Origin of the sequence: Mycobacterium vicinigordonae, assembly GCF_013466425.1 — a bacterium.
Taxonomy (GTDB): Bacteria; Actinomycetota; Actinomycetes; order Mycobacteriales; family Mycobacteriaceae; genus Mycobacterium; species Mycobacterium vicinigordonae.
The window spans coordinates 4,135,433-4,157,971 of sequence record NZ_CP059165.1 but is presented as its reverse complement, the minus strand read 5'-3'; the positions used below and the strand labels follow the sequence as shown (position 1 = coordinate 4,157,971).

Sequence of the window (22,539 nt, the reverse complement as noted above, 5' to 3'; positions counted from 1 at the left end):
AGGTCCGGCGACCGGCGCGGGCCTCAGGCGTCGAGCTTGGCCAGCACGTCGGCGATCGAAGCTCCACCCAGCAGGTCCGCGACATCGAGCTCGTGGTCGAACTCCTTCTGGACGCGCCGGCGAAACTCGAGTGCCTGCAACGAATCCAGGCCGATCACCACCATCGGAACGGTGGTGTCGATGGCATCCGCATTGTCCACCCCGATGGCCTCCGCCAGCAGGCTTAGCAGCCGATGCGACGCCCGGGCGGGTGTCTCGACGGCAACGGGGGCGACAGCCCGAGCCTGCGGTGCGGGCTGAGACTCGGGTTCAGAAAGCTGCGACAACAGAGAGTCACGACCGCATGTCGCGAGTACCGATCGGGCGCGGTCCAGGTCGAACGCGGCGACAGCGGCATTCGTGGCGAGTCTGGTCATCCCGACCCTCAGCGCGTCCGCGGGCGCCATCGGCACCACTCCTAGACCGGCCAGCATGGCCAGACCCGAGTCGTCGAGGTGCACCTTCCAGTGCCCCCATTGCACCGACACGCAGTCCAGGCCCTCGGCCCGAAGCTGGTGCGCCAGCGCGTCGAGCATGCGGTTGCCCGCGGCGTACAACGCCAAGCCGCGGCCGCCGACGGTGGCTGACACCGACGAGCACAGGACTACGCGACAGTCGTCGGTTCGGGGGAAGTCACCGAGAATCCGTGCGATCCCGACAACCTTGGCACTCAGCGCGGAGTGCACCTTGTCGGCGGTGATGTCTTCGAGTTCGACACCTGAATACTCCACCGCGCCATGGATTATCACGTCCGCGGGAGCGCCACGGTACTGTTCGGCCAACCGTGACACCGAAGCCGGATCGCTGAGGTCGCACTTGGTAACATCGATGTGAGTTGCTGCGGCGGAACGGATCTGGCGCAGTCGCTCGGTCACGGCTGCGGTCTCACCGGATCTGCTGACCAGCGTGATGCGTTGGGCCCCTTGTTGTGCGAAGTGCCCGCAAAACTCCAGTCCGAGTTTCCCGGTGCCGCCGACGATCAGCACGTGTCCCGGACGCGGGGCCGGCGAACCGTCGACGCGGCCGTCGCCGGCAACGACGCGCTTGGCGTACAATCCGTCGTCGCGCAGCGCGAGTTCGGATTCGCCGGCGGTGTGCAGTGCCGTGAGCAAAGGGCCCGCCGTTGCCGCCGACGATCCGGCGGCCAGGTCGATATGGCGGAACCGCACGCCCGGATATTTGGCGCCGACGCTGCGAAATCCCGCGCTGGCCGCCGCATGGACGAGGTCCGGTGGCGCGTCACCGTCGACGACAGCCTCGCCGGCCACAGTCACCAACCAGCAATCGGTGACTCCGTCGTGCACACCGTGCCACCACTTGCGCTCGGCGAAGAAAGCGGCGACTCGGTCCGCCGCGTCGGCGGTATCCAGCCTGGGCGAAGCCGGAAGCAGGATGACGTGAGTGTCCAAATCCGCTTGGGCGGTAGTATTCTCGCTGTCGATTAACCGAGCCGTTGCGCCCATTTCGGCGGCCGCCGTGCACACTGCGTCGACCAGCTCGGCGCAGTCTCCGGTGTGGTCTATGAGCCCGATAGACCGCGGCCGGCTCAGCGACCGCCGTGACAGGCGCACCCACTGCTCCGCGAGCAGCCGCGGCTGTGTCGAAGGCGAAGCCGCGGCAACCTCGGGCGCCGCGGGGTCGCTGGGCGACGTGGCGCTCTTGCGCCGCGGCAGCACCTCGTCGTAGGGCAGCCACAGCGTGGTCTCGTTCATCAAGGTATTGGGGAAGTCCGCCAGCAGTGGGGCGGCGGGGCCGTTGGAGTCGACGCGGAGATGATCCCACGAGTAGTTCAGGTCGTGCACCGCCAAAAGTGCAAGATTCCTGGTGAATTCGCCGAGGTCGGTGGCGGTCCGAACGGACGTGCCGACCACCTGGGGTTGGTCGCGCTCACCGCTGCAGGCGGCAAGGTTCTCTTGGATTGCCAGTTGCAGGGTGGGGTGCTCCGCCAGTTCGACAAATGTGTTGACACCCAGTTCAGCGGCCGCGGCGATCGCCTTGTCGAACCGCACCGTGTTGCGAAGGTTCCAGAACCAGTACTGGTCCACTGGTAGGTCCGGTGTTATCGCCGCGCCCAGAGTGGACCCGAGACAGTGGATTTCGCTGTCCAGGAATCTAGGATTCTCCAGTTGATGCTGCGAGGCAGTACGTACCGCCTCGCCGAGTCCGCTGATCAGGCTGGTGTGAGCCGGATACCGGACACCGATGACCCGCGCGAACACACCGCGCTCGGATAACGCATCCACGATGTCCTGCACAGTGTCGCGGTCGCCCGAGATGCCGGTCATCGTCGGCGAATTGACCACCGACAGTTCCGCCCAGCCTGTGCACCGAGCCAGCAGGTCCTCGCAGCTATCTCGGTCGGTCGCCGCGACGGCCATCGAGTAGTCACCTGACTCGATCTCGCGGGCGGCCAACGCTCGAATTCCGATGATGCGCACCGCATCTGCCAACGTGATTAGTCCCGAAGCGTAGGCGGCGGCGATCTCGCCCTGGCTGTGTCCGACGGTCACGTGCGGGGTGACCCCGAACGATCGCCAGGCCGCGGCCAGCCCAGCCATCTGCGTGAACAGGGCCGGTTGCACAGTGCCAGCGTCGCTCTCGGTGGTGAGTCTGTCGTCGAGTAGATAAGGCAGTGGCGACTGACCCGATTGCTCCGCGAATGCCAGCGCGCAGCGGTCCGCCTCGGCGCGGAAGGCGGGGACCATCGCATAGAACAGCCGCCCCATCCCGGGACGCTGGCTGCCCTGGCCCGGAAAGACGTACGCGAGCCGACGGGGCGCCGATCCGTGGGTGCTCACTACCGACGGATGGTCGCGACCATCGGCGACCGCGCGCAGCGCTGCCAACAGATCATCACGGCCGTCGACCATGGCCAGTGCGCGATGCTTGCGGGCCGCCCGGGTGCGAAACAGCATCTGCGCGATGGCCTGTGGTGACACGGCCGGGTGCGACATGACATAGGCCAGGACGGCGGCGGCCTCGGCGCGCAGCAGTTCCGCGGTTTCCGAACTCAGCAGGACCGGGGTCGAGCCGTCCGGGAGTCGGTAGGTCACGCCAAGATCGGGAACTGTCACTTCTTCACTTCCCCTGCCGGTGCGGGCATTTCGATGATGGCGTGGACATTGGCGCCTCCCGCGCCGAAGGACGAAGTTGCGCCGTAACGGAAGCCGTCCTTGGCTGGCCATTCGTGAACCTTGGTGGCCAGCCGCAGCCCGACCAGGTCCCAGTCCAGCACCTTGGTCGGGTTGTCGGCATAGAGTGTCGGCGGAATCTGTCCGTAGTGGCCGGCCAGCAGCAGCTTGATCAGCCCGAGTATTCCGGAGGCGGCCTGGGGATGGCCGAGGTTGGATTTTATTGAGCCCAGCAGCGCCTCGGACCCCGCTGCGCCGTAGGTCTTGAAAAGCGCCAGCAGTTCCACCGGGTCGCCGGCCTGGGTTGCGGTGCCGTGTCCCTCGATCATCCCGATGTCCGCAGGGTCGATTCCCACTACGTCGAGCGTCTTGCGCACGATCTGTTCCTGCGCACGCACGCGGGGGACCAGGATCGGCTTGCCCTTGCCGTTGTGGTTGGTGCGGATGGCGAGGATGCGCCCATAGATCTGGTGGCCCAACCGCTTTGCCCGTGACTCGCGTTCGACAACCACCATGCCCGCGCCTTCACCCCACACCGTGCCGCTGGCGTCGTTGGCGTAAGCGCGACAGTGCCCGTCGTCGGACAGCGCGTTCAGCCGGGAGAATTCGTAGAAAGCGCCTGGCGAACCCATCACGCACACCCCGCCCGCCAGTGCCCAGTCGCACTCGTCGCCGGCGACTGCGCTGGCGGCCAGGTGGACCGCGGTCAGCGAGGATGCGCAGGCGGTGTCGAGGCTGATGGACGGGCCCGTGAGGCCCAAGCTGTGCGAAATCCTTGCGGCGCCGCCTAATTGGCCCAGACTGGCGATCCGGTGGCCGGTGAAGGCATCGGCCACCGAGGCGCGCGGCCCGTACTCCATCGGTGACATTCCGACGAAGCAGCCCACAAATTCGCCGTCCAGCGTCCCGGGATTGATGCCGGTGTTCTCCAGCGCTTTCCACGCCACGCGCATCGCGACGCGCTGCTGGGGATGCATGACAAGTGCTTCACGGTGGGTGATCCCGAACAATGCCGGATCGAATGTTGTTGCGTTGTCGAGGAAACCGCCGGCGTCGTGGACCGGGCCCCAGCCGTCCATCTCGGATACCGAGAATAGGTCGTCGAGTGGCCAGCCGCGGTCCCGCGGGAAGGGGCCGATCAGCTCCCTGGATTCGGTGAGCGCGTGCCACAAGCTGACCGGCGTGTCGATGCCGCCGGGCGCCTCGACTGCCAACCCGGAGATGACGATGTGGTCTTCGGTCGAGTCGGCTGTCACGGACCGGCCGTAGGTCATGACTTCGACCCGGACTGCCGCAGTTCGCCGGTCAGCACGTCAGCGATCGCGTGGGTGTGTTCGTTGAGGAAGAAGTGCCCACCGTCGAACATCGTCACTTCGACGGAGTCGGTGTGCTTGCCCCATCCGTAGAGGTCACCCAGCGTGACGATCGGATCCTGATCGCCGCCGAGCGCATGAATTGGCGCGGAGATCCTGACGTCCTCGTCGCGCGTGTAAGCATCGCAGGCGCGATAGTCCGCCTTGATGACCGGCAGCGCCAGCCGCATCAGGTCACGGTTGCCGAAGACGTCGGAGTTGGTGCCCTCCAGCGCCGCGAGGTGGTCGAGAATCTCCTCGTCGGACTCGGGGTGGGAGGGCTTGTTCGCCGCGTTGCACGGCGCGACCGCGGCCGAGACGGTGAGTTGGCCGATCTCGACGCCGTTGGCTTCGGCGATCCGGACGAACTCGAACGCCACCCAGCCGCCCATGCTGTGCCCGAATGCCGCAACGGGGACATCGCGATTGTGTTCGGATCGTGCGAACTCCTCGAAGGCGCCGGCGGCGATTTCAGGTAGTGAACCCAACGGTGGTTCGGCCGCGCGGTCCTGACGTCCGGGGTACTGGAATACGATGACGTCGAATTTGCTGCTCAAAGCTTTGGAGAAGGCGCGGTAAGCCGATGCGCCGGCGCCCGCGTGGGGAAACACCAACAGCGTCGGGCTGTCCGGCGATTCAGGTTTGTGGAACTGCCTGATCCACCCAAGTGTGCGCGGCATGCATCGTCACCTTTCGCTCACGCCTGACTCGCCGGGCACCTACCGGCCCGCCCGGTCCGGCGGGTCGGGAAGACTTGGAGCCGGTCTTGTTGCACGTCAGTCCCCCAGGATCCCTGCAACTTAGCGAAGGCTAACATAATTCGGTCGGTCCCTCGGGTGGGGTACCTATCCGGCGTCCCGAGCCCGATACCGGCCCGGTTGAGTGGTGGCGGTCACGAATCATCAGTGCGGCCCGCTTGTTCGGCAGGGCCATCTCGGCGTCGCGGCGGAATCCCGCACGTTCGAACGCGCGGATTGATCGCACGTTCGCGATGTCGGGTTCGGCGATCGCGCGGGTGGCTCGTGGATCTGCGTCGAATTGCCAGCCGGAGACGGTGCGCAACAGCAGCACCCCGAGGCCGCGGCCGCGGTAGGAGGGGGGTCCCAGCAGCAGATGCACCCCAGCGTCGTGGTCGCGGGCGGGGTAATGGTCCGCGAGCGGGTCGAGGTCAGCGCGATAGAGCTCCCAATAGCTCATGGGAACGCCGTCCAGCACGCCCAGGTAGGGCTTGGAGATGGCGCTGCGGTCCTGCTCGGCCAAGTAGTCCGCGATTCGGTCGCGTGGCCACGGCTTGCCCCAAAAGCGGGCTACCACAGGGTCGTTCATCCAGGTGTGCACGAGTTCGAGGTCGCGATCGGCTTGCACGCGCTGCAGCGAAAAACTCCGGTACGTCGTTCCGGGAGCAACGATACGCGCGCATCGCTGCTCGAGGTCTTGGACTTCCACGCCGGTAGCCTCCGCCAAATCGGCAATTCCCACCCGAGTCGCGACGCGATGGCGGCGGCCGGCGCCGCGTAGGTCGTACACGCGGGGAGTGGTTCGACAAGCGGCCATGACCGACGGCCGCCAAAACTTCGCAACTTAGCGAAGGCTAACATAATCTGCTGAGGCCGGATTGACCCGGCGCGGGTGGCGTCCAGACCTACATGACGAAGGGGGTTGAATCCGATGCGCGTCGTGTCGTTCGGCTTCCAGACCTGGGGGCACAAGACCCTGCAATCACTGATCGAGCTGGGCCACGACGTTGTCCTCGCGGTCACCCACCCGGCCAGTGCCGAGTCCTACAAAGCCATCTGGTCGGCCTCGGTCGAGGAACTCGCCCGCGAACACGGCATCCGGGTCCACGTCACCACCCGCGCCGACGCCGAGACCATCGACATCGTGAAACGTGCCGAGCCCGACGTGATAGTCGTCAACAGCTGGTACAGCTGGATGCCGCCTGAGCTGTACACGATGCCGCCGCACGGCACGCTTAACCTGCATGATTCGCTGCTGCCCAAGTTCACCGGTTTCTCCCCGGTGCTATGGGCGTTGATTAGCGGCGAAACCGAGTTCGGCTTGACCGTGCACCGCATGGACGAGGGACTCGACACCGGTGACATCCTCGTCCAGCGATCGTTGCCGATCGGCCCGGACGACACCGGCACCGAATTGGTCGTCAAGGGTATGGAGCTGATCCCGGGCGTGTTGCGGGAAGCGCTGGACGCGCTGCATACCGGCACCGCGGTGTGGCGGCCGCAGAACAAGGCTGAACGAACCTACTTCCACAAGCGTTCCGAGCGGGACAGCTTGATCGACTGGAGTTGGCCGGCCGAGGACCTGGAAAGGTTCGTGCGAGCCCTGTCGGACCCTTACCCGCGCGCGTACACCCACTACCGTGGCGAACGCATCGAGGTACTGCAGGCTCGGGTGTCCGAAGCCCGCTACGGTGGAACGCCGGGGCGGGTGATCGTGCAGGAAGAAGGCGGCGCGGTGGTATCCGGGCCCAATGCGTATCGCGGCGCCAACCGCGGCCTGGTGATCACCCTGGTCCGCGGCACCGACGGAGTCGAACGCCGGGGCGATGAGTTCTTCCTGCGCGGCGGCTATCTGACCGACCAGGCCTGACCGACCAACGAAACCTAGGAGTAGGGACAATCCATGGCGGACGATGCCAAGACCCTGCAGGAACGTCGTCGCGAGTTGTTGCGCCGCCGGATCGCCGAAAGTGGTTTAGCGGCAGGGAAGTCGGCCGAGACGGTCCAGCTCAGGGCGGGGGAGCGCTACCGCCTTTCCGCCGGACAACGACGCATGTGGTTCCTGCAGGCAATGGACGTCGAGGACACCACGCTCAACATCTGCGTCGCCTATCGGCTGACCGGCTCGGTGGATCCAGCTCGCCTTCGGGCGGCCGTCGGTGACGTGGTCGCACGACACGCCCTGCTGCGCACCAGCTATGGAGTGGACAGCGAAGGCGAGCCATACCAGGTATTTCAGGATCATGTCGAGACACCTTGGCTGGAATACGATTTCACCGGCCTGGGCGAGGCCGAACGCGACCAGCGGGTGGCGGAAACGGCGCGCCAGGAATTTGGGCGACCATTCAACTTGGCCAACGACGTGCCGCTACGGATCACCCTGATCCGGACCGGGCCGGAAGAATTCGTGCTGTTACTCGTCGTTCATCACATCTGCTGGGACGACGACGCCTGGGCGGTGTTCTTCGGCGAGCTGAGCGCGGCCTACAACGGCCAACCGCTCGGGGGACCGGCGCCGCAGTTCGTCGCGGTCGAAGTACTCGAGGGCGCAGCCGAACCCAGCATGACCGACGTCGGCTACTGGGCCGACAAACTACGGCCTGCGCCCGAGCCGCTTGAGTTGCCCGGTGTCCCCACCGCACACCCGTCGCGGCTCGCCGAGCGAGTGACCCAGTCCTTGCCAGAGGGCCTGTTCGACCGGCTGGAGGACTTCGCCCGGCGGCACTCCGCCTCGCCGTTCATGGTGCTGCTGGCAGCCTACGGCGTGTTAGTCCGGCGCTACACCGGTAGCTCAGACTTCCTGGTATCGGTGCCGGTAACCGATCGAAAAGCCTTGGCCGAGAAAGTGATTGGCTATTTCGGCAACACGCTGTTGCTCCGCCTGACCGCACGACCGAATGTCAATTTCGGCGATTTCGTCGACACGGTCCGCGATACCTGCCTGGACGGGTTCGCCCATCAGTCAGTCGGTATCGACCGGGTGGTGCGGGAGGCCAACCCCGAGCGCATGGGCCACGACGGCATGGACCAACTCGTGCGGTTGGGATTCAGCATGCGCAAGAGCGTGAGCGGATTGACCCTGGACAGCGTGACCGTGCAACAACTCGGCCTCGGCGCGGTGACCGCGCATCTGCCCCTTGCCCTGGCCGTCGTGCTGGAACCCGACGGAGTCTTGACCGAGTTCGAGTATCAGACCGATGTGCTTGGCCCGGCACTCGTCGAACAGTTGGCGGCTCACTACATTCAGTTGCTGGACAACGCGATTACCGAGCCTGACCGCCGCCTCACCAGCTTGGATATGCTCGACGCCGACGAACGCGAGGCGGTGCTGGCCCAGTCGCACGGAGAACTGGTTCCCACCCCGCCGACCACCATGGTCGCCGTGCTCGAAGCGGCCGCCGAGGCTCGACCGGATGCGACGGCCCTAGTGTGCGACGACGAAATGCTGACCTATGACGAACTGCATCGCCGGGCAAATCGCCTGGCGCGCTGGCTGATCGAGCAGGGAATCGGCGCCGAGGACATCGTCGGTCTGCGGCTGGCGACGTCTGTCGAGTTCATCGTCGCAATGCTGGCGGTGCTCAAAGCCGGTGCGGCCTACCTGCCGATCGACCCGGCCTATCCCGACGACCGGATCGACTATCTGATCAGCGACGCGCGGCCACACCTGGTGCTCGGGCAACGAGAACTCACCGACGCCGAACGAGCCGCCGCGCAGCGCTCCGATGCTCCGGTCATCGACTCTGATCGCCAAACGGATTTGCGGCCAGCACATTTAGCGTATGTCATCTACACCTCAGGCTCCACCGGTCAGCCCAAGGGTGTCGCGGTGTCCCACCACGCCATCGCCGAGCACGTTCAGGGTTTCGCGGCGGAGTGGAGCATGACCGCCGAAGATCGCCTGCTGCAGTCGTCTTCGGTGAGCTTCGACGCTTCCCTGCTGGACATCTTCGTCACACTCTCGCTGGGCGCTCAGCTCGTGGTGCCGAAACCATCTGACACCGGGGCTTTCAGCGACATGAGTTACATCGCCGACTTGATCAGCCGGCACCGTATCACCGTGCTGCACATGGTGCCGTCGATGCTGAGCACCCTGTTGCTGCTGCCTCAGGCCGAGGAATGGCGGCAGTTGCGCCACGTGCCGGTGGGCGGTGAAGCGCTGGCCGGGGAGGTGGCTGACAAGTTCGCCGGCTACTTCGACGCGCAGCTGCGCAACCACTACGGGCCCACCGAAGCGGTGGTCTGCGCCACGCACATGGTGGTCGACGGGTCGCACGGCGCGCGGGTGGTTCCCATCGGTCGGCCGAACCGCAACGTCTACGCATATGTGCTCGACGAGGAACTGCAACCGGTGCCCGCCGAAGTGATCGGGGAGCTCTATCTCGGTGGCGCACAGCTGGCCCGCTGCTATCTGGGCCGTCCCGGACTGACCGCGGCGCGTTTCGTCGCCGACCCGTTCAATCCCGGGAAGCGGCTCTATCGCACCGGAGATTTGGTTCGCCGCAACATCTCTGGTCAGCTGGAGTTCGTCGGCCGCGCCGACGAGCAGGTGAAAGTCCGTGGCTACCGGATCGAACTCGGTGAGGTCGAGTCGGTGATCGCGACCCATCCCGCCGTCCGGCACTGCCTGGTGGTGACCGAGGACACCGAGGCCGGCCCCATGCTCGCGGCCTACCTGGTGCCGGCCACCGGCGACGGTGATTCCGGTGCGCTGAATCTCGACGAGGTGCGCACCCACGCGGCCGCGACTCTGCCCGAATACATGGTGCCCACCGCATTCGCGGTCATCCCAGAGATCCCGCTGACGGTCAGCGGCAAGCTGGACAAGCGGGCGCTGCCCGCACCGACACCGGTCGCGGTGCGCAGTTTCCGGCAACCTGCCACCGAGACCGAACGACGGATGTGCGGGATCTTCGCCCGGCTGTTCGGCTGGGAGAAGGTCGGCGCCGAGGACTCGTTCTTCGGCCTAGGTGGCCACTCGCTGCTCGCCGCCAGGCTGGTGGCTCAGATCCGAGCGCAGTTCGGCGTGGAACTCACGGTGCGCGCGGTGTTCGACACCCCCACGCCGGCCGGTCTGGCGGCACGACTGGTTGAGCAGTTGAGCGCCGAGGTCCACGCCGACATCGACGAGATGTCGGCCCAGCGCAACGTCGTTGGTTCCGAAGGCCCGGCCCGACCGGAGTTGACTGACGTACGTCCGGAGCGCCCGCCGCTGTCCTACTCGCAGATGGCGATGTGGTTCCAGCAGAAGATGAGGGGCGCCAACGACGTCTTCAACATGGCGCTGACGCTTCGGGTGCACGGCCCGCTCGACGTCGCGGTGCTCGAGGCCGCCATCAACGACGTCGTCGCCCGCCACGAAGCGCTGCGCACTAACTTCATTGAGCACGAGGGTGTTCCGTATCAGCATATCCACCCGGCGCGGGAGGTGCCGCTCGAGATCATCGATGTCGGCGGCGGGGAATTGGACCAGGCCATCGCAGAGTTGCGTCGCCACATCTTCGCGCTGGACTCCGAGTCTCTGGTACGGCCCACCCTGCTGCGGCTCGGCCCGTCCGCGCACGTGCTGTTGCTGCTCATCCACCACACCGTCACCGACCACTCGTCGATGGGCATCATCTTCGAAGACCTCCTCACCGCATACCGGGCACGGCTGGACGGCTATCCGCCGCAGTGGGGATCGATGGCCGCGCAGTTCGCCGAACACGCACTCTGGCAACGGAATACATTCGAGGCGAGCACCGACTGGGGACAGGCCCAACTACAGCACTGGCACACCGCGGTCTCCGGCATGCCCTACGAGATCCCGATGGCGGCAGACCATACCCGGCCGCCGGTCCTCGGAAAGCGCGGTGAGCTAGTCAATTTCACGGTGTCAGCGTCGCGACGGTCAGCGCTGGTCCGACTCGCCGACGACCTCGGCGCCAGCGAGTTCATGGTGTACGAGGCCGCGCTCGCAGTACTGTTGCACAAGCTCGGCGGCGGCACCGACATCGGCATCGGCAGTCCGGTCGCCGCCCGAGTCGACTTGGCCACCACCAACATGGTGGGTCCGTGTGCCAATGTGATGGTATTGCGCAACGACCTGTCCGGGGATCCGAGCCTGCGGGACATCGTTTCCCGCAGCCGCGGCGCCGTGCTCGATGCGCTGGCGCATCAGGAATTGCCGATCGAGCGACTAGTCGAGGCGCTCAACCCGCCGCGCTCCCCGTCTCGCAATCACCCGCTGTTCCAAAATTCGATCCACTTCCGTGGCGAGGACTGGGCGCTGCTGCCCCGGGAGCTGACCCGCGACGGGGCGACGACGGTGGTCCCCGTCCCAATGGACTTCGAGATCTCGCTGCTGGACTTGAACGTCTCGCTGGACGTGACCCCAGATGCCGAGCTGAGTGTCCGCGTCGTCGCCAACGCTGATCTGTATGAGCCCCAAACGGTTTCGTCGATCGGAGCGGCGTTCGACACCGCGCTCGAGTTCTTGGCAACCGAGCCGGACCGGCCGCTTTCGCAGGTGCGGTTGCTGCCGCCGGAGGCGATGGAGCGGTTGCTCGCCCCGGCCACCCCCGCGATGGTCAAACGCTCGGAACTCGGCGAAGGTTCTGCGGAGACCGAGCGGACCTTGATCGCGTTGCTGGAGGAGTTGCTCGACATCACCGACGTCGACCGCGAGGACAACTTCTTCGCGATCGGCGGCGACAGCATCATCTCGGTGCAGCTTGCGGCCCGCGCCAACGCGCAGGGACTGGCGTTGACGCCGGCGATGGTGTTCGAGTACATGACTCTCGCCGAGCTGGCCGCATCCGTCGATGCCGCCGGTGCCGCGCCCGTGGCCACAGCGGATTCCGAGGCGCAACCGTCGGCCGCGCCGATGAGCGCCTCGGGCTTGGACGCGGACGCGCTCGCGGCACTGTCCGCGGCGTGGCAGAGCCGCTCGTGAGGCTCTGGTGACCACGGCGCCACCGCAGATCGAGGACGTCCTCGCGCTCAGCCCCCTGCAGGAGGGACTGTTCGCGCTCTACCGGATGGCCGAGGACAGCGTGGATCTCTACACCATGCAGCTGCGGGTGGATATCGACGGACCGGCCGACCTGGCGCTGTTGCGCCGCAGCGCCGCGGTGATGCTGCAACGGCACCCCAACCTGCGTGCCGCCTTCTGGGACCAGGATGTGCCCACGCCGGTGCAGATCGTGCCCTCGCATGCGGAGCTACCGTGGCACGAACGTACCGGAACGCCAGCCGAATTCGACGCCATCGCCCGTTCGGAACGACGCCGCCCATTCGACTTGAGTCGCGGTCCGGCGTTGCGCGTCGTCCTGATCTCGGTGCCGGGCGAGACGCTGCGCCGAATGGTCTTCACCGCACATCACATCCTGATGGACGGCTGGGCGCTGGCGATCTTCTTCACCGAGCTGCTCGCCGTGTACCGGGCGGGCGGATCGGCAGACGAACTGCCGGCCCCACGTCCGTACCGCGACTACATCGCCTGGCTTTCCACCCAGGACTCCGCGGCCGCGCTGGACAGGTGGACTCGGTACCTGAGCGCCGTGTCCGCGCCGCTGATGGTGGCCGACGGCGCGGTCGACATCCGGGGTGCGGTGCCGGAGCAGACGAAATCGCTGCTCTCGGCGGCCGATACCACCCGGCTGCGCGGCTGGGCTGGCCGCAACGGCCTGACCCTGAACACGGCGGTTCTGTTCGCCTGGGCGGTGGTGCTCAGCAGGCTCACCGACCGCCGCGACCTCGTGTTCGGCACCGTCGTGTCCGGGCGTCCGGAACATCTGGCCGGCGTCGAAAGCATGGTCGGCCTGTTCATCAACACCGTGCCGGTGGTGCATCAGCTCAGCGCCGGCATCCCGATCGTCGAACAATGCGCGCGGCTGCAGCGTGAGTCGTCGACCATGCGCGAGATCGGTTACCTGAGCCTGTCGGAACTGCAGCGGGCACACGGCCGGGGAGCCCTGTTCGACAGCCTGTTCGTGTTCGAGAACGCACCGATCGAAGACTCGATCCGCACGGTGAAAACACCCGACGGCGCCAGCTTCAGCCCGGTCGATATGGACAGCCTGACGCACTATCCGCTGACCGTGGTCTCACACCTGAGCGGCGACGAGCTGGTGGTGGTGGTCGAGGCGATTCCGGCTGCGCTGCCGCACCTTCCGGCGCTCGACATCTGTGAGCGGCTCGTCCAGGTGCTGCTGCAACTGCCCGGCGTCGTTGACGAAACGCCGGAACAACTGGACGTTCTCACCGCGGCCGAGCGCGCCGCGTCCGCCGAAGTCGCCGCCGTGGTGCCCGCACCTGCCGTGGACACCGTCTGGGATGTGTTCGCGCGGCAAGCCGCTGCCACACCGGATGGCGTCGCATTGACCACCGGTGCTGGTGAAAGCTACAGCTACGCGGAATTGCATAGCCAGGCAACCAGATTGGCGGCGGAGTTAGCCACACAGGGTGTCGGCCCGGAGACAGTGGTGGCGCTGGTGCTGCCGCGATCGTCGCGATCGGTAGTCGCCATCCTGGGTGTGCTGGCCGCCGGCGGGGCCTATCTGCCGGTGGATATCACGCTGCCCGAGGTGCGGATCGCATCGATCATCCGCCAGGCCGAACCGATCCTGGCGATCACCGACACAGACCGGGCCGGCCGCGTCGCATCTGCACTTCCTACCGTGGTGCTGGACGATCCAGCGGTGGCCGAACGCATTTCGGGGCGGCCAAGCAATACTCCGGCGGCTTATCGCCATCCCGAGCAGCAGGCCTACGTCATCTTCACCTCCGGTTCTACCGGTGAACCCAAGGGTGTCGTGGGCACCAACGCGGCGATCCTCGGTTACTTCGCCGATCACCGCGATCGCGTATATCGTCCGGCCGTCGAGCGACTGGGCCGGCCTCTGCGAATTGCGCACGCATGGTCGTTCAGTTTCGACGCCTCCTGGCAACCGATGGTGGGTTTGCTCGACGGCCATGCGCTGCATCTGTTCGACGCCGAGGAGATGCGGGACGCCGATCGGCTGGTCAAGGGGATGGCCCGACACCGGGTGGACATGATCGACACGACACCGTCTATGTTCACCCAACTCCGTGCGGCCGGTTTGTTCGACAGCGGATTGTCGGTGTTGGCGCTGGGCGGCGAGGCGATCGACAGCGCCCAGTGGAGCTACCTTCGGGGTTTGCCGAACGCGGTCTACAACTGTTACGGCCCAACGGAAATGACCGTCGAAGCGGTAGTAGCCCGGGTCGACGACTACCCGACACCGGCGATCGGTACGCCCAACGCGGGGACCTTCGGTTACGTGCTGGATTCGGCGCTGCGGCTGGTGCCCAACGGTGTGGTGGGCGAACTGTATCTGTCCGGTGTGCAACTCGCGCGCGGCTATGTCGGCTGTGCCGCATTGACCGCCAGCCGGTTCGTCGCCAACCCGTTCCGTCCGGGTGAGCGCATGTACCGCACCGGTGATCTGGTGCGCCGCTTGCCGGAGGGCGGATACGCCTATTTGGGGCGCGGTGACACCCAGGTGAAGATCCGTGGCTACCGGGTAGAAATTGGCGAAATCGAGGCCGCGTTGCGCGGGTTGCCCGAGGTGCACGACGCCGCCGTCTCGGTGTTGCGACGGGATAGTGGCGCCGCCCTGGTGGGGTTCATAGTCTGGCGAGACAACGCCGGCGACCCGGGCCGGCTGCGGGCCGTCCTGGCTGATCGGCTGCCTTCGTACATGGTTCCGGCGCGGATCGTGGCATTGCCGCGGCTTCCGGTGAACGCCAACGGCAAGTTGGACGGCCACGCACTCGACGCGATCGCCAGGGACACTTTGTCACGACCCACCCGTGACACGGATGCCTCGGCGGCTGCTGCCGGCACGGACACGGAAAAGGCGCTGTGTGAACTGTTCGCCGAGCAGTTCAACGGGGCGGTGCCCCATCTGGATGACGACTTCTTCGCATTCGGGCTGGACAGCATTGTGGCGATTTCGTTGGTGCACAAGGCGAGACGACGTGGTCTGACGCTGAGTCCGCGAATGGTGTTCTCCGCACCCACCATTCGCGAGCTCGCGGATGCGATCGACTCGGCGGTGGACTCGGGTATGTCGGAGCAGACCGCCGAATACGGCGAGGTGCCACCGTTACCGATGGTCTCCTGGCTCTACGAGCACGGCAACTTCCGGCGGTTCACCCATACCGTACTGTTGCGGCTGCCGGACGGTATCGACTCCCCGGCGCTGCAGTCGCTGCTGCAGTCGATGCTCGACGGCCACGACACCTTGCGGTCGGTTCTCACCGACACCTCGGCCGGCCCCCGGCTGGTCACCCGAGAGCCGGGTGTGGTCAGCGCGGCCGACATCCTCACGCGCGTCGACGTCGGACGCGACGGCGACGAATTGGTCGCCGCGATAGCCGATTCGGCGCCGCGGGTGATGGACGAGATGGACCCCTACGCAGGTTCGATGGTGCGGGCGGTCTGGTTCTCGGGGGCCGAGCAGGGGGACGCATTGCTACTGGCCGCACACCACCTCACGGTGGATGTGGTTTCCTGGCACGTCATCCTGGGCGACCTGGCCGAGGCGTGGCGGTCTGTGGAAGCCGGTACGGCGCCGACGATGTTGCCGGAGTTCACCTCTTACCGGCGCTGGTGTGAGCTGATGTGGCGGCGGGCCGCCGAACCGGAAGTTCAAGCGCAGCGCGACTACTGGATGGACCAGGTGTGCCGGCCCGACGCCGCGCTCGGGGCGCGCCATCCAGATCCGACCCGCGACACTTGGTCTACGTTGCAGGTCACCCAGGTGGTCAGCCCGGTGGACGTCACAGCACAAGTTCTGCACACCCTGCGCCGCGACGAGGGAGTACGTGAATTCCTTTTGGCTGCAACGACAATGACGATGGCTAGCTGGCGCCAGGCGCGGGGACAGGACCCAACAGCTGGTACGTTGGTGGCGCTGGAGGGCCATGGCCGCGCAGATGCCGCACTGGACACCGACACGACCAATACCGTGGGCTGGTTCACCACCGCTTTCCCGGTCCGGTTCGGCGTCGGCGACACAGCGGTCAGTGTCGAACAGGCCGAGCGGGATCCGGTGGCCGCGGTCCGGCTGGTGGATTCGGTGGTAGCCCATCTCGGCGAGGTGCCCACCGACGGCATGGATTACGGCTTGTTGCATTATGTCGATCGGCTGCCGGAGTTGCAGGAGGCCGCGGAACCGCAGATCCAGTTCAGCTATCTGGGACGGCTGGACCTCGGCGGCAGCACCGACCAGCCATGGTCGCTGTTGACCGGGCCTTACATCGAGGCACTGCCGAATGCGCCCGAACCGGATCTGCCGCTGCGCTTCGCCCTGAACATAAGCGCGTTCGTGGCTAAGACACCGGCGGGCACTCAACTGATCAGCAACTGGCGCTGGAGTGACGTGCTGTTCACGCCGACCGACATCGAACGTCTGACCGAATTCTGGCTGCGCGCAATCGCGGCTCTGGCAGCCGGCTTGGAGAGAAGTCAGGCCTGACCGCAAGGTGGAGGCCGAGAGGGGATGATCATGGAGCCGCTGCACGGAGTGCGCGACACCGAACACAGGATCACCAGGGACGAGATCAAGGCTACGATCGCGGCGCAACTGGGCTGCGCTGCGGAGGAAGTCGCCGATCACGACGACCTGATCCAGCTTGGGCTGAACTCGATCCGGATGATGTCGATGGCGGGCGGGTGGCGCAAGCGCGGTGCCGACGTCACGTTCGCCCAGCTTGCCGCCAGCCCTACGGTGGACTCCTGGTACGGGCTGCTGGCCCTTGACGGCGAACCCGACGGCGCCGCTGAGCCGGTCGTCTCCTCGGCGGCGGAGCCGGCGGATGAATTCGACCCGTTCCCGTTGGCTGCCATGCAGCACGCGTATTGGATCGGCCGGCAGGATGCGCAGGAGCTCGGCGGCGTTGCCGCGCACCTCTACGTGGAGTTCGATGGGACCGGCGCGGACCCGGTGCGGCTGGAACGCGCGGTGGCCGATCTGGTGGCGGCCCACCCGATGCTGCGCACCCGATTCCTTCCGGACGGTACACAACAGACGATGCCCGAGCCAGGTCGGTCGGTCTTCGCCGTGGTCGACCTGCGCGGCCAGGAACCAGCCAGCGCCGAGTTGGCACTAAATGAGCTGCGCGACCGAAAGACCCACCAGCGCTTGGCGATCGAGGATGGGCAGGTCTTCGACATCACCCTGACTTTGCGGGACGGCGACCGTAGCAGACTGCACCTGGATATCGACATGCTGGCCGGTGACGCGATGAGCTACCGGATTCTGGTCGCGGATCTCGCCGAGGCGTACAACGGTGCGACGCTGCCCACCCCGGGCTATAGCTACCGGCGATACCGGACCGAACGTCGCGAACACGCCGGGGCGCGCGACCAAGACCGGCGTTGGTGGCAGCAGCGTCTACCCGAAATGGCGGGTGCGCCCGAACTGCCGACCGTGGCGGCGGGCGAGTGGCGCGCACCGTATCGCACCGTCCGCCACGACCACTGGCTGGGGCCAGATGCCAAGCGGACGCTAGTTACGGGAGCGCACGCGCGTGGCGTCACCCCGGCCACGGTGCTGGCCGCTGTCTTCGCCGACACCATCGGCGGGTGGTCGGCTCAGAGCAGGTTCCTCCTGAACATCCCACTGTTCCAACGCGAGACGGTGCATCCCGACATCGATCGAGTAGTCGGCGACTTCACCTCCTCGATCATGCTCGAGGTCGACGTCACCGAGAACGTGTCGGTGGCCGAACGGGCCCGCGATATCCAGCGCCGTATGTACGAAAGCGGATCCCACACAGCATATTCCGGCTTGGATGTATTGCGTGACCTGGGCCGGCAACGTGGCGAGCCGGTGCTGGCGCCCATCGTGTTCACCAGCGCCCTGGACTTGGGTGAGCTGTTCACCGACCAGGTGATCGACACGTTCGGCGAGCCCGTCTGGATCATTTCGCAAGGCCCACAGGTGCTGCTGGACGCTCAAATCACCGAGCTGCGAGGCGGATTGCTGATCAACTGGGACGTCCGGGAATCGGCATTCCCGGACGGGCTGATCGAGGCCATGTTCGACAGGTTCGTCGAAGCGGTCGAGCGCCTCGGCGAGGGTGACATCGGCTGGGAAGCCGAGGCCGCGGTGCGGCTGCCGAGCGCCCAGGCGACGGTGCGTGCGGCGACCAACGCCACCGACGGGCCGGTCAGCCAGAGATGTTTGCATCAAGGATTTTTCGAGCACGCGACCGCAAATCCGGATGCGCCGGCGGTGGTATGGGGCAGCGGCGACACCGCTGGGTCCTGGAATTACGGCCAACTCGCCGAATCGGCTCTGGCAGTCGCGGGGGCGCTGTGCGGGCAGGGTGTCCAGCCCGGCGACGCGGTCGGCGTGCAATTGCCCAAGGGGCGCGACCAGATCGTCGCCGTCCTGGGGGTGCTTGCGGCCGGTGGCGCGTATGTGCCGATCGGGTTCGATCAGCCGGAAGCGCGACAGGCCAAGATCCTGCAGGGCGCCGATGTCGTGGCAGCACTGACGCTGGGCGGAACTAACCTGGGCGCCGGGGTGCCCTGTCTGTCCCTGGACACCGCCCGCACCTACACCAAACCCCTTCCGGCGCCGATAGTTCCGAATACTGGGGCGATCGCTTACGTGCTGTTCACCTCGGGCTCCACCGGACAGCCCAAAGGCGTCGAGGTGCCCCACAGCGCGGCGATGAACACCATCGACGCCGTCAACGACTGGTTCGGGGTCGGCGGCCACGACCGCGCGCTGGCGTTGTCGGCCCTCGAGTTCGACCTGTCGGTGTACGACATGTTCGGCATGTTCTCCGTCGGGGGGACTGTCGTAGCGATCGATGCCGAGGAACGAGCCGCAGCCGCTTCGTGGGTGGAATTGATTCGCCGACACCGAGTTTCGATCCTCAACTGTGTGCCCAGCATGCTGGACATGATCCTGGAGATCGGTGGTGACCAGTTGGGGGATTCGCTGCGTGCGGTGATCCTAGGCGGCGACTGGGTCGGCGCGGACCTGGCCCGGCGATTGGCCCGCCAGGTTCCCGATTGCCGGTTCTCCGGTTTGGGCGGAGCAACCGAGACCGCCATCCACAGCACCATCTGCGAGGTGAGCGGCGCGCCTCCGGCGCACTGGGCCACGGTGCCGTTCGGCGTCCCGCTGCGCAACGTGCGGTGCCGGGTGGTCGCTCCGTCGGGCCGGGATTGCCTCGACTGGGTGCCCGGCGAACTCTGGGTGGGTGGCGCCAACGTGGCCGCCGGCTACCGCAACGACCCCGAACGAACCGCGCAGCGCTTCGTCGAGCACGACGGAATCCGTTGGTATAAGACCGGCGACCTGGCCCGGTATTGGCCCGACGGCACCATCGAGTTCCTGGGCCGAGCCGATCATCAGGTGCAGATCCGCGGATATCGGGTCGAGCTCGGCGAGGTAGAGAGCGCACTGCGCACCGTGCCCGGGGTACGCCATGCCGTCGTCGCGGTCGTTGGCACCGGGGCGCCCAAGCTCGTCGCCGCCGTCGCCGGCGAACCGGCCGAAATCGGTGACGCCGCCCGGCTCACCGAGGCCCTCGGCGAGCTGCTGCCGAGCTACATGGTTCCCAGTCGCATCGTCGTCCTTCCGCAGATGCCGCTGACCGCCAACGCCAAGCTCGACCGACGCGCGGTGATTGCGTTGCTAGAGCCGCGAGTGTCGGATACAGCGGACGCCGCCGAGGCCTTCCAAGCCGGAGCCGGCACACCGGGCACCGATGTGGAAGCGGCGGTCGCCGACATTGTCGCCGAGGTACTGGGCCGCTCGTCGATCGGCGTGCACGACGACTTCTTCGCCCAGGGCGGCGACTCGGTGCTGGCCACAACCGTCATCGCCCGAATCCGCGACTGGCTCGACGTCGACCACGCGGTGGTCACCGATCTCTTCGCGACTCGCACGGTCGCCGGCCTGGCCGACCGGCTGGAAACGCGCGAGGCTCAACGGGGCACGCCGCAGCGACTGGCCGTAATCGCGCGCCACTATCTCGAGATCGCGGCGTTGACCGACGAAGAGGTGCTCGCCGAGGGTTGACGTGCGAGAGAGCTGACTTGCGGGCAGGTGAGCGTCGCACAGCTATTCATGCCTGCTACACAGCTGCGGCACAGCATCGGTGTCGGCGTGGATCGCTACGGTGGGTGTAACGCAACCAGGCCATCAACCGAAACATCAGTCACACCATGCACAACTGTGCACGTGAGAATCGAGGGGGACACGAAATGCTGACCATCAAGAAACTGGCCTTCGGCGCAGCCGCCGTCGTCGGTGTTGGCGCTGCCGCCGCTGGATTAACCGCCGTAGTCGAGCCGACCGGCTTCCGCGTGCAACCGGTCGTCTACGGCGCGCCGCTGCCGCAGGACCCCGCGCCGGCGCCGACTGCAGCAGTACCGACCGCCGCCCAGCTGACCGGCCTGCTAAACAGCCTGGCCGACCCCAGCGTTCCGTTCGCGAACAAGAGTGATCTGGTCGAGGGTGGCATCGGCGGAACCGAGGCTCACCTGGCCGATCATCAGCTTAAGAAGGCACAGAAGAACGGCCAGTTGCCGCTGGCGTTCAGCATCGCCAACATCCAGCCGGCCGCCAACGGTGCGGCCACCGCTGACGTCTCGGTGTCAGGTCCGAAGCTCTCGCCGCCGGTCACTCAGAACGTCACCTTCGTCAATCAGGGCAGCTGGGTGCTCTCCCGCAGCTCCGCGATGGAGTTGCTGCAGGCCGCCTCGCACTGAGCCGGCCCGCTACCGGTCCAGGCCGAGCCTGGCGAGGCGGTCCGGGTCGGCCAGCACGTCGATCGCGGTGATCCGCCGATCGTGGACCACGAAAGCCAGGACCGCAGTCGCTCGGCCGGCGACCGAGACCACGGCGCCCGCGGTCCCGTTCACGGTCGCCGCCTGCACGTCGCGTTCCGGTCCGGCATAACTGCGGGCCAACTCGGCCACCACCGAAGCCCCCTCGGCGCGTACGACCGGGGTGCCCGACCCGAGGTCGCCACGCAGCACTACGTCGGGATGCAACACCGCGATCAGTCGGTCGAAGTGGCCGCTGCGCCCGGCGGCGAAGAACGCGGCCACGACGTCTCGGGCCTCGCGCCCGGTGGCGACGTCGGACTCGGGAACCGGCCCTGCCTGCTGGATTCGCCGGCGCGCCCGGCTGGCCAGCTTGCGGGTCGCCTCCGGTGAGCGCTCAACGATCGGCGCGATCTGCTCGAACGGCACTGCGAACGCGTCGTGCAGCACGAAGGCCAACCGCTCGGCCGGCGCCAGGGTATCGAGCACCACAAGCAGTGCTAGGCCCACGGCATCGCCCAACAGCGCCCGGTGCTCGGGGTCGGATGCGCCCTCGAAATCCACGATCGGATCCGGCAGGCGCGCCAGGGTTTGTTCGCCGGTGCGACGGGCGCGCAGCGTGTTCAAGCAGATCCGGGCTACCACGGTAGTAAGCCACGCGTCGAGGTTGGCGATATTCTCGGCTTCATTCTCGACACCGCGGTTCTCCCGGGCCGACCATTGGCTCAGCCGCAACCAGGCTTCCTGAACCGCGTCCTCGGCATCCTCGACCGACCCCAACATCCGGTAGGCGATTGCGCGCAGCTGGGGCCGGGCCGCCTCGAACCGGTCGATCGGCTGCGACGTCATGACCGGTCGGGCAGCGCACACACCAGGCCGTCGGACAGCCCGGACGATCCGATGTCCAGCGCAAGATTGAACCGGGCGCGCAGATTGCCCAGGGTCACGATGTGCGTGAGCGCGACCAACTGCGCGGTGTCGAAGTGCAGGCGCAATGCGTCGAACAGTTCGTTGCTCACCTCGACCGGGGTGCGGGTGATCACGGTGGCGTAGTCGAGGATGAGTTTCTCCACGTCGCTGAAGCATGCGGCGGTGCGGTAGTCGGCCAGCGCCAGTAATTCCTCATCGGTGAATCCCAATCCCCGCGCGATCTGTGAGCCGAGGTCGATGCAGAATTCGCAGCGCGCCGTCGTCGCTGACTTCAGTTCGGCCAGCGCGCGCTGCCTGGGGCTGAGGATGTCTAGCTTGGCTTCGGCCTGTTCCAGTCGCCCGTAGGCCCGCAGCAGCCGCGGGACGTGCGCATACATGCGTATCGGTTCGAGCATGGTGGCCGTCTCGCGGCCAGTAAGCTGCCTGAAGCGGCGTTTGGTGAAGAAGAACGCGATCCGGGCGCCGAGCCCGGCGTCGCGGTCGCGGACTCCGGTGAGTCGTGGCATGGCGTACCTCCGTATACGTGTCTTCACTTCTTCGACACGCGG

At 66.6% G+C, this 22,539-nt stretch carries 11 protein-coding genes; 5 read left to right on the top strand and 6 right to left on the bottom strand.

The window, feature by feature from the left end; all coding sequences use genetic code 11:
* Nucleotides 1-23 precede the first annotated feature (23 nt).
* The 4 genes from nbtC to H0P51_RS18640 all read right to left on the bottom strand — a co-directional run bounded on the left by nbtC (nucleotide 24) and on the right by H0P51_RS18640 (nucleotide 6,049).
* Complete coding sequence (gene nbtC, locus H0P51_RS18655) at nucleotides 24-3,032, bottom strand: nocobactin polyketide synthase NbtC (RefSeq protein WP_246398861.1); 3,009 nt, start codon at nucleotides 3,030-3,032, stop codon at nucleotides 24-26.
* A gap of 77 nt (nucleotides 3,033-3,109) precedes the next feature.
* Entirely contained in the window at nucleotides 3,110-4,444 is a 1,335-nt protein-coding gene (locus H0P51_RS18650) for a beta-ketoacyl [acyl carrier protein] synthase domain-containing protein (RefSeq protein ID WP_180914348.1), read from the bottom strand.
* A complete protein-coding gene (locus H0P51_RS18645) occupies nucleotides 4,441-5,202 on the bottom strand; it encodes a thioesterase II family protein (RefSeq protein ID WP_180914346.1) in 762 nt (253 codons plus the stop codon). The genes H0P51_RS18650 and H0P51_RS18645 overlap by 4 nt, the downstream gene beginning before the upstream one ends.
* A 130-nt stretch (nucleotides 5,203-5,332) precedes the next feature.
* Nucleotides 5,333-6,049 carry a GNAT family N-acetyltransferase gene (locus tag H0P51_RS18640; RefSeq protein ID WP_246398073.1) on the bottom strand — a complete coding sequence of 239 codons (717 nt, stop codon included), beginning with the start codon at nucleotides 6,047-6,049 and terminating at the stop codon, nucleotides 5,333-5,335.
* Nucleotides 6,050-6,190: 141 nt separating this feature from the next.
* Between H0P51_RS18640 and H0P51_RS18635 the strand changes: the two genes are divergently transcribed.
* The 5 genes from H0P51_RS18635 (at nucleotide 6,191) to H0P51_RS18615 (ending at nucleotide 21,004) form a co-directional block, all read left to right on the top strand.
* Complete coding sequence (locus H0P51_RS18635; RefSeq protein WP_180914342.1) at nucleotides 6,191-7,129, top strand: methionyl-tRNA formyltransferase; 939 nt, start codon at nucleotides 6,191-6,193, stop codon at nucleotides 7,127-7,129.
* A 33-nt stretch (nucleotides 7,130-7,162) separates the two neighbouring features.
* Nucleotides 7,163-12,193 carry a non-ribosomal peptide synthetase gene (locus H0P51_RS18630; RefSeq protein WP_180914341.1) on the top strand — a complete coding sequence of 1,677 codons (5,031 nt, stop codon included), beginning with the start codon at nucleotides 7,163-7,165 and terminating at the stop codon, nucleotides 12,191-12,193.
* A 7-nt stretch (nucleotides 12,194-12,200) separates the two neighbouring features.
* Nucleotides 12,201-16,745, top strand: a complete 4,545-nt coding sequence (locus H0P51_RS18625) for a non-ribosomal peptide synthetase (RefSeq protein WP_180914339.1) — start codon at nucleotides 12,201-12,203, stop codon at nucleotides 16,743-16,745.
* A gap of 30 nt (nucleotides 16,746-16,775) precedes the next feature.
* Nucleotides 16,776-20,312, top strand: coding sequence for a non-ribosomal peptide synthetase (locus tag H0P51_RS18620; RefSeq protein ID WP_180914337.1), 3,537 nt, complete (start codon nucleotides 16,776-16,778; stop codon nucleotides 20,310-20,312).
* 185 nt (nucleotides 20,313-20,497) lie between these two features.
* The gene (locus H0P51_RS18615) at nucleotides 20,498-21,004 is read left to right on the top strand and encodes an MTB12 family secreted protein (RefSeq protein ID WP_180914335.1); all 507 of its coding nucleotides are present in this window, start codon (nucleotides 20,498-20,500) and stop codon (nucleotides 21,002-21,004) included.
* Between the two features lie 9 nt (nucleotides 21,005-21,013).
* Here H0P51_RS18615 and H0P51_RS18610 read toward each other — a convergent pair whose 3' ends face one another.
* Together H0P51_RS18610 and H0P51_RS18605 are read right to left on the bottom strand one after the other, a co-directional pair.
* Nucleotides 21,014-21,910 carry a sigma-70 family RNA polymerase sigma factor gene (locus H0P51_RS18610; protein WP_180914333.1) on the bottom strand — a complete coding sequence of 299 codons (897 nt, stop codon included), beginning with the start codon at nucleotides 21,908-21,910 and terminating at the stop codon, nucleotides 21,014-21,016.
* Entirely contained in the window at nucleotides 21,907-22,497 is a 591-nt protein-coding gene (locus tag H0P51_RS18605) for a carboxymuconolactone decarboxylase family protein (protein WP_180914331.1), read from the bottom strand. The genes H0P51_RS18610 and H0P51_RS18605 overlap by 4 nt, the downstream gene beginning before the upstream one ends.
* Nucleotides 22,498-22,539 lie beyond the last annotated feature (42 nt).